Below are 11,481 nucleotides of genomic sequence, written 5' to 3'. Positions count from 1 at the left end.
CAGCCGTTTTGTCGCTACGCATACCATTTTCTTCAATTGCTTTGTAGAAACCAATATTACTCATTACTGTTGAAACGACCGTGCTTTCGTTCAGTAGGCCTTTTTCATTCATGTATTTTGCACAAATATACATGATTTGGTCTCCATCAACAATGCCGCCTTTTTCATCAACAGCAATTAAGCGGTCACCATCACCGTCGAAAGCAAGTCCGATGTCTGCGCCTTTTTCCAGCACAAATGCCTGCAATGTTTCCGGATGTGTAGAGCCAACACCATCATTAATATTCAGTCCATTTGGTGATGAACCGATGGAATAAATATCCGCTTCTAGGTCAGCAAATAAATGCGTTGCTAAGCTTGAAGTAGCACCATGGGCGCAGTCTAATGCGATTTGTATGCCTTCAAAATCATTGTCAATCGTATCTTTTAGGAAGGAAAGGTATTTTTGCCCACCCTCGAAATAGTCATTGATAACTCCAATATCTGCTCCAGTTGGGCGTGGTAATTTATCTTCGCCATCCATAATACGTTCGATTTCCTCTTCTTGCTCGTCAGTTAATTTAAACCCGTCTGGACCAAAGAATTTAATTCCGTTATCCTCAACTGGATTATGTGAAGCAGAAATCATAACACCTGCTTGCGCACTTAATGCTTTCGTCAAATAAGCAACACCTGGTGTAGAAATAACTCCGAGGCGCATCACTTCAGCACCGATGGAAAGCAGTCCAGATACAAGGGCCCCTTCCAGCATATTTCCAGAAATTCGTGTATCGCGACCGATGATCACTTTTGGTTTTTCCGATTGTTTTGTCAGTATATAGCCACCAACACGCCCTAATTTATATGCTAATTCTGGCGTAAGCCCTTCATTTGCTACCCCTCTAACTCCATCAGTTCCAAAATATTTTCCCATGTTTTAGCTCTCCTTTATTTCCTTTTCAAACAATGAACAATTATATCCTTGTTTGAAATCATCCATTATGAAATTAATTAATTTCGATTTGAACTTCTTTAAATTCCGGTGTTACCGTTAAACCATCCGATTCAGGACCTTCGATTGTTATCGGAACTTGATGCTGCCCCAAATCTAAATTATTGACATTAATCACAACTTGAAAATCCTCATTCGTAATTTCTTTCACTGTTGCTTCATTTCCTACCAATGTAAGATTGACGTTATCTGTTCCTGACTGTGCGAAGCGAATAACTTGTCCATCTTGTAAACCTTCTATATCAATCGGTATATTCTCAAGTGTCTTTGTCTGCTTTAATTCAATTTCTACTTCTATTGTCTCGTTCTCTTTCACTTTCACGCCCTCTGGCAGTGCTAATGCAACATTCACCTTGCCTGACTCGGTTACTTTCGATAAATCAATCTCTTTTGTAGAGATACTTGAAATATCATCTAAAACATCACTTTTGCCAAAAATCTCTACCTGATCAAGTGTCGCAGTAGCAGACTCCAGAGCATATCCTGCAGGCAATTCGCCCGTAGTTGCTACATCAATCGGTACCTTTTTACTTGGATTATTAATTTCCGCAGAAACTTGTACCGTTTCAGGTGCGATTCTTACATTAATCTCATTCCCCTGACTATCATACACATTCACAGGGACTTCTCGGTTCTTAATCGGTCCTTCTAATCCAGCAATATCGACAAATACCTTGACCACACCGATTTGGTCAATTATAGTCCTCGAGCTCGTAAGGGTTACTTCAGCTGGATCAACTTTATATTCACCGAGTTCAAATCCTTCTGGCAATTGATTTTGATTGATAAAATCAACAGAAACCTGATATTGTTCACTCGCTCGTTCTTCAATCTCAACCTCGATTGTCTTTGGCTTGATAAATGCTTCTAGCTCACTCGTAATATTAGACTCGAGTTCAACGACATGCGTTCCTTTTCCTAATCCTCCCAGATCAACAAATACATCGAAATTACGCCGATAGATTGTTGGAGTTAAGATGGCAGCTGGACCAGATAGTGTAACTGTTACGTATTCCGGGACCCCACTAACAACGAAATCTTCATCATCCATTCTTATTTCGACTGGAACATCATCAAGGGTTTGAAGATTACTCGGATTATCCGGAATGCTTGAGTTCTTTGCTGATGAATTCAACGTGACATCTACAAAAAAGTATAATACAACTGCAAAGGCCAACGAAATAGCTCTTACAAACCACTTACTCTTAAACCAATTATCCATTCTTGTTCCCCCTCCATTTCCATGTCTTGCGTTCGGGGTTCTTCTCGAATAAAATAAGATGGGCAATTAGCATTTGACGCAGTCTTTCTTCATCTATATCTCGATGTAATTCACCATTTTTTGTACATGAAATGGCTCCAGTTTCCTCAGACACAACAATCGTTAGTGCATCGGTTACTTCACTAATTCCCATCGCTGCCCGATGCCTTGTTCCTAACTCCTTTGAAATAAACGGACTTTCAGATAATGGGAGATAACAGGCTGCAGCAAGAATTCTTTCGCCTTTAATGATAACAGCACCATCATGTAGTGGTGTGTTCGGTGTAAATATATTCGTTAGTAATTGATGGGTTAAATTGCCCTCTACTGCTATCCCAGTCTCAGCGTATTCACCAATTCCTGTCTCGCCTTCGATTGAAATCAATGCACCAATGCGTCGTTTTGCCATATATTTACAGGACTCTATAATCGCTTCAATTTTCTTTGTAATGATTTCTTCTTCTGACCTTGTCGTTCTTGTAAAAAGATTCCCTCTCCCCAGTTGTTCAAGGGCCCTTCTTAACTCAGGCTGAAAAAGGATAATAATTGCCAGAAAACCCCAAATAATAATTTGATTGGATAAGTACCGGATTGTTTGTAAATCTAAGAGAATACTTAATCCCCAGACCGCTAATACTACCGCAATTCCTTTTAATAGCTGAATTGCTTTTGTACCCTTGATTAACATCATTAATTTATATAATACATACCAGACAAGCGCAATGTCTATGCATATTCTAAGTACTTTAAATAAGTCGAATCCCCCATCTAGCATGTTCACACATCCCTTTAGCACCTGAAATGAATTGTTACTATTCGATAAATAGCCTAGAAATAATTATATCATAACTGCCAGCCATATTAACATCATAGACAAGCGGTTTTTTATAATTTTTGCCATTTAAGAGAATCCATACAGTTTAGGGGGGTTCCATTTTATTCCAACGACAGGCAAGTTGGATCCCAATTAAGTCATTTATGTATGAGAACCTGGATAAACTCGGGATTATCCAGGTTTAAAATTCCGCTTTTGCTTTTAATCTGTCGAAAACACGCCAGAAAAAAAGCTTTTAATCTGGTACCATAGCCAATCAAACATACGATTAACCGTTTTAAGCTCCCCATTTATTTCACCGACAGAGGCCATGAGACCCTCGCCATCAAGCGAATTACTTTCAAGCAGCTCTCCATTTACAATCGTCACATTACCATCGACTACACCTTTAATAATTAAGTTGCCATTTTTCACAAGTAAATCGCCATCAACGACAACATCTTTAGGGACAATGACGGTATCCCCTTTAATAATTAGGTTTTCCTGTTTCGAGACAACGAGCTGGAGATTGCTATCCTGATTCCAATCTGTAAACATGCCACCTAGCATAAAAATAAAGAACACGGCGGCAGCAACAAGGATTGGATGCGTTTTAAACCAACGCTTGTATTTCATCCGCTTCTTCTCTTTCGGCAAATGATTCATTACCTTGTCAGCGAAGTTTACCGGTGCCTCTATATGTTCGGTACTTTGGAGTAACGCAATCGTTCGTCTCAATTCACGAAGATGTGCTTGGCAGTCTTCACACCCTTCCAAATGTCCCTGTAATTGTTGTTCTTCCGTTTTATTCAAATCACCATCTAAATATTTATGCATTAATGCAATTGATTCACTATGAGCATTCAAGTGGATCACACTCTCCTTTACACATGACGAAGCCTCTTCCTTAAAGCTTCCCTTCCCCGATGGATACGGGTTTTCACCGTTCCTAATGGGATATCTAGAATCTCACTAATTTCCTGAAGGGAGAACTCCTCAATATAACGTAAAATGATTATACTGCGATATTTAGGAGGAAGTTCTGAAATTTCCTGATGAATATAGCGTTGTAATTCGATGCCTTCCACTTTGTCGCTAGGGGAAATATCGGTACTAGCGAGCTGTGAATACATGTCTAACCCCTCTGTTCCTTTTATCTCTGCATCCAGAAAATAATCCGGCTTTCGCTTTCGAATCCGATCAATCGTTAAATTAGTCGCAATTCGATATAGCCAAGTAGAGAACTTTCTCCCATCATCAAAGGAATCTATGTTTATATAAGCACGAATAAATGCCTCTTGCGCCATATCCTCAGCTTCGTGTGCATTCCCAAGCATTCGATAACAATGTTGGTAAATTTTATGTTGATAGAATTCAACAACATCACTAAAGGCCGCCTGATCTCCTTTTTTTACTTCCCTTATTTTTTCTCTAATTATTTGATCCATTCAACTACCTCCGCTTGCTGCGGTATTTATAATACGAATCGGTTTTAAAAAGGTTTCAGATATCTGTTAAAAATTACGTTGTTTTTCCTTTGTCATAAAAATGTCACAAGTTTATAATTGCTTTTATTTGGGTAATTTCTTAGTATAGTATACTAGATAGGAGGATAACTTTGTGAGTAAATCTATTTTATTAGAAAAAATTGAAGCATGCCGTCAAGAAATGATTCTATTAAGCGATGAATACGAATTAACCTCAGAAGCTGTCATTTCGTCTAGCATGAAATTAGACAGACTAATCAATGAATACTTAAACTACTCGATGAACTAAGGATGAATGACTCCTTTGATAATAGACAGAAAAAAAGACATGAAGGCTCACAAAATAGATTGAGCTTTGATGTCTTTTTAAAATGCTGTCGTATCTGCTTATTCAATTGGCATTGCTCCATGGGAATATGGTCGAATCGCTAACGGCTTTATTCCCGCTGCTTCCCAGGCATGCATTAATTTGATAGCCTGCTCCTCAGAAGGCATAAAGGCAATCCCACAATCGCCACCACCAGCACCAGAAGGCTTTCCTGCGCCACCGAACTGTTCTGCTAAATCACATAATGTCGTAAGTAGAGGCGTTTCAATCGAGGCATGCGCATGCTCTCCGACTACCCGAAGTGCATGTCGATTCGCCTTCACACCTGCAAGCAAATCGGCAATCGATTCGCCTTCCATTCCCTTCAAGAATTTCGCAACCGCTGCTTCACTATCCTGCAGGAATTTCTCGTACTGTGCCAGATTATCCGACTTTAATTGCCGAATCACGTCGACAAGTTTCGCGGTCGATGCTGGTTTTCCTGTCCAACCGACACAAAAATAGATATTTTGCGGTAGCTTCATTGGCTTAACCGAAAAATAGCGCCACTCTTTTGTTACTAGATTGGAAATCGAATCACTCGTTATACATTCATGATGCAGCCATTCCGCTTGGAACGATGCATATTTTAGTAGTCCTCCATAGGAAGATGCAGCAACATCTGCACCAGATCCATTTCCTTGTGTTTCCACATGTGAGATAGCGGCAAGTTTAAACACCAATTCCTCCGCAGGCTTTGTCGCAAGGAACTTTGTTAGTATCGCAGTGACGACAGAGGTTACAACCGCAGCACTTGAGCCTAATCCATACTTCACACCTGATGAATCATCCAGCTCGCTTTTTATCGAAAGATGAAATGGGTGTAGAGCTATGCCTTGCTCCTTTAAGTATGTCAGCGCAATGGTCATTGCATCACCAACAAAACGGGTTCGAGTGTCACTACTAGCAATTTTCACCTTATTATTTCTAAAGTCAAAAGCCAAACCTTCAAGCTGAAAGTCCTGTAATGTTATGCGATTCTCATGATCGTCCTCAATTTTAGCATATACAAATCGGTCCACAGCCAACACCGCAAGATGATGGTAGGGCTCAAGAACCGCGAATTCTCCTGCTATCATTAATTTCCCTGGTACTTTTATCGTCATTGACAACATATTCAACCCCTATAGATAGGTTATTCCGGGTCCCGCCTTACTTAACCGTACATCAGTCACCCCGGCGATATTGCGGAGGGTCTCCTCAACCCTTGCTTCATCCTCTGGTAAGTAGAGCACCTTCACATTTGGTCCTGCATCAATTGTGAAATATGCAGGAATTCCGTTCGCCCGCATCTCCTGTACAGTATGCATCACACGTAATGTTGTGTCATGCCAGTAAGTAAATGGAGGGTTCGCACCAAGTGTCGTCGCATGCATCTTTAAACAATTTGCTTCCGAGATCGCTCCTACTTTTTCAAAATCCTTCTCCTGGATTCCAACCTTTATCCCGTTTAAGTCATTCGGAATACTGTCAATCCAGCCCGAATAAAACGGCGATGTTTCTACTGTCCGTTTCATTCCCGCACGACTCGACACCTTTTTCATTGTCGAAGAGAGTACAACCGCCGCAACGCGAATATCCCAGTACTCTCTCGGCGCAATTGGTACTGCATAGGAGTCTGTTCCGTCTTCTTTCTCACCCATTTCCCATTCTGCAAACCCACCATAGATCGATCGGCAAGCAGAGCCAGAGCCTTGACGTGTTAAACGAGAAAGCTCCGGATCACTTAGGTTAAGCCCAATCGCCTTCGCACCTGCAGCAGCAAGTGCCGCGAATCCAGATGCGGAAGAAGCAAAGCCTGCCGCTGTTGGCACCTCATTGATTGAGCCGATATTTGCATATAAGTCTGTTTTGCCAGAAAGATTGCGAATTAAATCGAGGAATTTCGTCACTCGTTGATATGCTTCACCAGTAACCGCCTGACCATTTAGCATAAAAACGTCCTGTGTTAACGCATCATGAAAGTCCACCGTTGTTGTCGTATAAAAACCATCTAACGTTAGAGAAAGGCTATTGTTTGTTGGCAAAATTAATGCCTGGTCACGCTTTCCCCAATATTTGATTAGCGCTATATTTGTATGAGCCTTCGCTGTCGCTTTCATCATAATTCCCCTTTAACCTTTTCATCCTATACAAGCTTAGTTTTGTTTCTTTAAAACAAGTGGCCAAACTGCCTGTGCACCATAATTTTTTAATTTCTCTGCAAGCTGTCTAGAGTGTACTTCGTCTTGCGCAAGCGCAATAATACAGCCACCATTTCCGCCACCAGTTAATTTTGCACCAAGTGCACCCTCTTTACGGGCAAAATGGATGAGGCGATTTAATCCTGCATCACTTACACCTAGTGTTTCTAGTTCCTTTTGCGCTTCATTTAGTAATTGACCTAAAAATTGCTTACTAGCTCTTTCCAAAGCATGCTTCGCTTGAAACGTTAATTCACCAATTCGATCTAACTTCCTCTGAATCCGTTTCGGAGCAGACTTTAATAAACGTGCTACCGTTTCAACAGATGACCGAGTGTCTCCATATCTTCCGGAGTCAGCAACGATAAAATAGAAGTCATCGCTCGGCTTAATATAATCAATCGGTTGCTCCTTTTCAAACCAGACCGGTAAATCAGAAGTAATGGTAAGGGTATCTAAACCGCTCGGAGAACCATGTGCAACGGTCTCCGCAATATTAGCCAAATCCAATAGTTCCTGGTCTGTACAGCTCATCTCTGCATATGCAAACAACGATCTAATAACAGAAATCGCCACAGAAGCACTTGAACCAAGTCCTTTACCAGGAGGAATGGATGAGTTGATCCGTATTAATAAATCTTGACATGGAAGTTCAAGGTATTCTAATGTACCCTTAATGCATTTAACGATTCCTTGTAATGATTCAGGAGCTAAATGAAGGGGGCCGTGATAAAATGTGCTGTCCAGCTTAACAGAACCTGGTACATATTCAATCGTCGTTTCAACACCAATTAATGAGAAGGGAATAGCAATAGCAGGTTGTCCGTGTACAACCGCATGCTCTCCAATCAAAATTAATTTACTATGAGCTACACCAATAGCTGTTTTCTCTGTAGTTGTTACTTTCTCTGCACTCATTTTGTATACTTTTCCACCAATTCTATAGCTTTTCCAACACGGATTTGTTTCGTTTCTACTAATTCTTTTGCAACGATATCAACCATCTCCCCTGTAGCTCCTGCCGCAATCGCAACAGAACGAGAATGCAAGGCCATATGCCCCTTCTGAATACCATCTGTTACCAATGCTTTTAATGCTCCAAGGTTTTGTGCTAAACCAACCGCAACAATTACTTGGGCTAATTCTCGAGCCGATTTTATATCAAGTATATTCAATGCCATCTTCGCAAGGGGGTGCACTTTAGTCGCACCACCAACCGTTCCAACAGCCATTGGTAATTCAAGTTCACCAACAAGATTTCCTGCTTCGTCCTTTGACCAAATTGTCATCGAACGATATGCACCACTTTTTGCTGCATATGCATGCGCACCAGCCTCTACTGCGCGCCAGTCATTACCAGTCGCAATGACAACTGGGTCAATTCCATTCATAATACCTTTATTATGCGTCACCGCACGATATGGATCGGAATCTGCAAATTCAAATGCATGGATAACACCATCCCGCACCTCTTCACCAGAGAAATCTCCAGTTTCAAGCAATTCTGTTGGAATAACACAATGCGCACGTGCTAAGCTTCGATCCGCATAATTTGATAAAATTCGCAAATACACTTTTGCCTCTGTAATTTCCTCTACTAAAGGTGCAACCGATTCGACCATTGTATTTATAATGTTCGCTCCCATTGCGTCAACAGTGTTGATGTAAAGATGTACGATTAGCATTTGGCCATATTTGGAATCCAAAGCTTCATTCAAGATCCGTACTTCTAAATCCACTACGCCACCACCTCTAGCAACAATGCTAGGATAGGCAGCATTCGCAGCCATAATGATATTTTCCTTCTCTATTAATATTGCCTCTTTTGCAGCGTGAAAATCAGAACAACCTACAACTTGGATTTGTCCAATCATCACTCTTTCCGTCGCTTCCGTCGTAAAACCGCCAGCCTGTCTGACAATTCTCGCAATATGACTTGCCGAGGCAACAACAGATGCTTCCTCAATTGCCATTGGTATAACATAGTCTTTCCCGTTTATTAGAAAGTTCAATCCTAACCCTAATGGCAGTTGAAAGGTACCAATGACATTTTCAATCATATTATCGGCAGTGTCAATCGTTAATGGAGAATTTGAAAAAAACGCCTCTTTTTCCTGCACAGAAAAAGGATGCATTTCTTTGATTAATTCCTGCCGCTGATCAACAGTCATTTTATAGAAACCAGGAATTCTGGAGGTTTTCATACGGTATCATCCTTCTACATAGAAAATCTTATCTATTATATATTGTCGTTTGAGTCCAGTTTATTAAGCAGCATAATATTATCCCGATTAGTTAGTGTTTACATTCGTTTATATGTTCACTTTTAACAGGGTTACTTCTATTGCTAGTGAAGAAATTAGCAAGAACTATTTTACCGATCTTATGGGGTATCCCCTGATTAGGATTAGCTTCTTTATCTATAATATAAATTATACCACGTTCTGAAGATTTTTCTTTATTTGAGTAACATTAATCGGGGATTTCCTATAGTAGTTAATAAAGTATAAAAACTTTCTTTATTGTATTTATAATGTAAAAAAATCCGTATAATACAAATAAACAAGGTTGTCTACAATCATAACGACCTTGTTTACGCATTTATACTATCTATGATGTATAACCTTTTATTTAAAATAAGATGAGCCATGAAGGATTCGAACCTTCGACCCTTTGATTAAAAGTCAAATGCTCTACCGACTGAGCTAATGGCTCATGGTGAAAATATCTTATCCTATTCTAGAGCGGATCCTTTAAAAGGATATCGTTCTTAGAAAATGGCTGGGCTACTAGGATTCGAACCTAGGATACACGGGATCAAAACCCGATGCCTTACCGCTTGGCTATAGCCCAACAACAATAATGGTGGAGGGGGGCAGATTCGAACTGCCGAACCCTGAGGGAGCGGATTTACAGTCCGCCGCGTTTAGCCACTTCGCTACCCCTCCGTATTGTTAACTATAAACGTCTGTTTATACATTGATGAAACATGGTGCCGGCCAGAGGACTTGAACCCCCAACCTACTGATTACAAGTCAGTTGCTCTACCAATTGAGCTAGGCCGGCAAAATGGTGGAGGATGCAGGGCTCGAACCTGCGACCCCCTGCTTGTAAGGCAGGTGCTCTCCCAGCTGAGCTAATCCTCCACATGGTGACCCGTACGGGATTCGAACCCGTGATACCGCCGTGAAAGGGCGGTGTCTTAACCGCTTGACCAACGGGCCATTATGAACATCACATTGTCATCATTTAAGATTGCCGAAGATGTCTTGTTGTTCTTTTCAAACCAACGAATTTTATTATACCCAGTTCCCTATACTTTGTAAAGGGGAAATTTACATTTTTTTAAAAATATGTGTAGAAACAAGATGAAATTTGCCTGTTTTCCTTGTTACGTCGCCTTTTTCCTCCATAGGTATTTTTTCAGGAAATGACCTTTTTCGAGATTATCTGCTAGTTTTTACACTCCCCGTATCGATTATTTTTATTCATAAATATAAAATTTCCTTTGATAAGAAAAGCTCCTCTCCCATAATAGTTTCTTTCATAATAATAATTAGGTTATAATGTACGAAAGAAATTAGAAAAGATATTTTTTGGAGGTATACATATGTCAGGTCTATTAGAAGGAAAAAATATTGTTGTTATGGGTGTTGCCAATGAGCGCAGCATTGCATGGGGAATTACCAAGTCATTACATAATGCAGGTGCAAACCTTATCTTCACCAATCGTCAGGAACGCTCCCATCAAAAATTAGTGAAGCTATTAGAAAGTAATGATATGGAAGCCACCTTATTAGTGAACTGCGATGTTGCTAGTGACGAGAGCATTCAAGCCGCATTTGCAGAAATCAAAGAGAAGGTTGGCGTCATCCATGGTGTCATTCACTCTGTTGCTTTTGCAAAACGTGAAGAATTACAAGGTGAATACGCAGACACATCACGCGATGGCTTCCTTTTAGCACAAGAAATCAGCGCATATTCTCTAGTTGCTGTTACGAAAGCAGCGAAGGAATTAATGACAGAAGGCGGAAGTATCGTAACACAAACATACATCGGTTCTGAGCGTGTTATCCCGAACTATAATGTCATGGGTGTTGCGAAAGCTTCTCTTGAAGCAAGCGTACGTTATTTGGCAGAAGATATGGGTAAATACAATATCCGTGTAAATGCCATTTCAGCAGGTCCAATTCGTACCCTTTCCGCTAAAGGCGTATCAGGCTTCAACGACAAAGCAAATGTTATCGTTGATAAAGCTCCACTTCGTCGCAATGTAGACCAAGATCAAGTTGGAGATGCAACCTTATTCTTTATCAGTGACATGTCTCGCGGGGTAACAGGGGAAGTGCTCCATGTTGACTCTGGTTTCCATATTATT

At 40.6% G+C, this 11,481-nt stretch carries 11 protein-coding genes and 6 tRNA genes; 2 read left to right on the top strand and 15 right to left on the bottom strand.

Annotated elements, in window-relative coordinates:
* The 5 genes from CWR48_RS17760 to sigW all read right to left on the bottom strand — a co-directional run.
* Window positions 1–913 (bottom strand): phosphohexomutase domain-containing protein (locus CWR48_RS17760; protein WP_115774658.1); only part of this gene is annotated, 913 nt, incomplete at its 3' end.
* A gap of 73 nt (window positions 914–986) precedes the next feature.
* Window positions 987–2,213, bottom strand: coding sequence for a CdaR family protein (locus tag CWR48_RS17755; protein WP_115774657.1), 1,227 nt, complete (start codon window positions 2,211–2,213; stop codon window positions 987–989).
* On the bottom strand, window positions 2,206–3,027 hold the full coding sequence (cdaA, locus tag CWR48_RS17750; protein WP_115774656.1) for a diadenylate cyclase CdaA: 822 nt from the start codon (window positions 3,025–3,027) through the stop codon (window positions 2,206–2,208). The genes CWR48_RS17755 and cdaA overlap by 8 nt, the downstream gene beginning before the upstream one ends.
* Window positions 3,028–3,288: 261 nt before the next feature.
* A complete protein-coding gene (locus CWR48_RS17745) occupies window positions 3,289–3,933 on the bottom strand; it encodes an anti-sigma factor family protein (protein WP_115774655.1) in 645 nt (214 codons plus the stop codon).
* Between the two features lie 17 nt (window positions 3,934–3,950).
* Complete coding sequence (gene sigW, locus CWR48_RS17740) at window positions 3,951–4,514, bottom strand: RNA polymerase sigma factor SigW (protein ID WP_115774654.1); 564 nt, start codon at window positions 4,512–4,514, stop codon at window positions 3,951–3,953.
* Window positions 4,515–4,686: 172 nt separating this feature from the next.
* Between sigW and CWR48_RS17735 the strand changes: the two genes are divergently transcribed.
* Entirely contained in the window at window positions 4,687–4,842 is a 156-nt protein-coding gene (locus CWR48_RS17735; protein WP_115774653.1) for an aspartyl-phosphate phosphatase Spo0E family protein, read from the top strand.
* A gap of 98 nt (window positions 4,843–4,940) precedes the next feature.
* Here CWR48_RS17735 and CWR48_RS17730 read toward each other — a convergent pair whose 3' ends face one another.
* The 10 genes from CWR48_RS17730 to CWR48_RS17685 form a co-directional block, all read right to left on the bottom strand.
* Window positions 4,941–6,035 (bottom strand): phosphomevalonate kinase, encoded by a 1,095-nt coding sequence (locus tag CWR48_RS17730; protein ID WP_245976854.1) that lies wholly within the window; start codon window positions 6,033–6,035, stop codon window positions 4,941–4,943.
* Window positions 6,036–6,044: 9 nt separating this feature from the next.
* Entirely contained in the window at window positions 6,045–7,022 is a 978-nt protein-coding gene (gene mvaD / locus CWR48_RS17725; protein ID WP_115774651.1) for a diphosphomevalonate decarboxylase, read from the bottom strand.
* A 36-nt stretch (window positions 7,023–7,058) separates the two neighbouring features.
* Complete coding sequence (mvk, locus tag CWR48_RS17720) at window positions 7,059–8,021, bottom strand: mevalonate kinase (protein ID WP_115774650.1); 963 nt, start codon at window positions 8,019–8,021, stop codon at window positions 7,059–7,061.
* Window positions 8,018–9,307 carry a hydroxymethylglutaryl-CoA reductase, degradative gene (locus tag CWR48_RS17715; RefSeq protein ID WP_115774649.1) on the bottom strand — a complete coding sequence of 430 codons (1,290 nt, stop codon included), beginning with the start codon at window positions 9,305–9,307 and terminating at the stop codon, window positions 8,018–8,020. The genes mvk and CWR48_RS17715 overlap by 4 nt, the downstream gene beginning before the upstream one ends.
* Window positions 9,308–9,745: 438 nt before the next feature.
* Window positions 9,746–9,818 (bottom strand) — tRNA-Lys (locus CWR48_RS17710).
* A gap of 63 nt (window positions 9,819–9,881) precedes the next feature.
* A tRNA-Gln gene (locus CWR48_RS17705) sits at window positions 9,882–9,956 on the bottom strand.
* A 10-nt stretch (window positions 9,957–9,966) separates the two neighbouring features.
* Window positions 9,967–10,051 (bottom strand) — tRNA-Tyr (locus CWR48_RS17700).
* Window positions 10,052–10,093: 42 nt separating this feature from the next.
* Window positions 10,094–10,169: transfer RNA gene (locus CWR48_RS17695), tRNA-Thr, on the bottom strand.
* Window positions 10,170–10,173: 4 nt separating this feature from the next.
* Window positions 10,174–10,249, bottom strand: a tRNA-Val gene (locus CWR48_RS17690).
* A 3-nt stretch (window positions 10,250–10,252) separates the two neighbouring features.
* Window positions 10,253–10,327: transfer RNA gene (locus tag CWR48_RS17685), tRNA-Glu, on the bottom strand.
* Window positions 10,328–10,713: 386 nt separating this feature from the next.
* Here CWR48_RS17685 and fabI point away from each other — a divergent pair.
* Window positions 10,714–11,481 (top strand): enoyl-ACP reductase FabI (gene fabI, locus CWR48_RS17680; protein WP_115774648.1); only part of this gene is annotated, 768 nt, incomplete at its 3' end.

This window comes from Oceanobacillus arenosus, assembly GCF_003369575.1.
In the GTDB taxonomy this organism is placed as follows: domain Bacteria; phylum Bacillota; class Bacilli; order Bacillales; family Amphibacillaceae; genus Oceanobacillus; species Oceanobacillus arenosus.
Note: the sequence above shows the minus strand (reverse complement) of the source record. Positions and strands in the feature narration are given on the sequence as shown.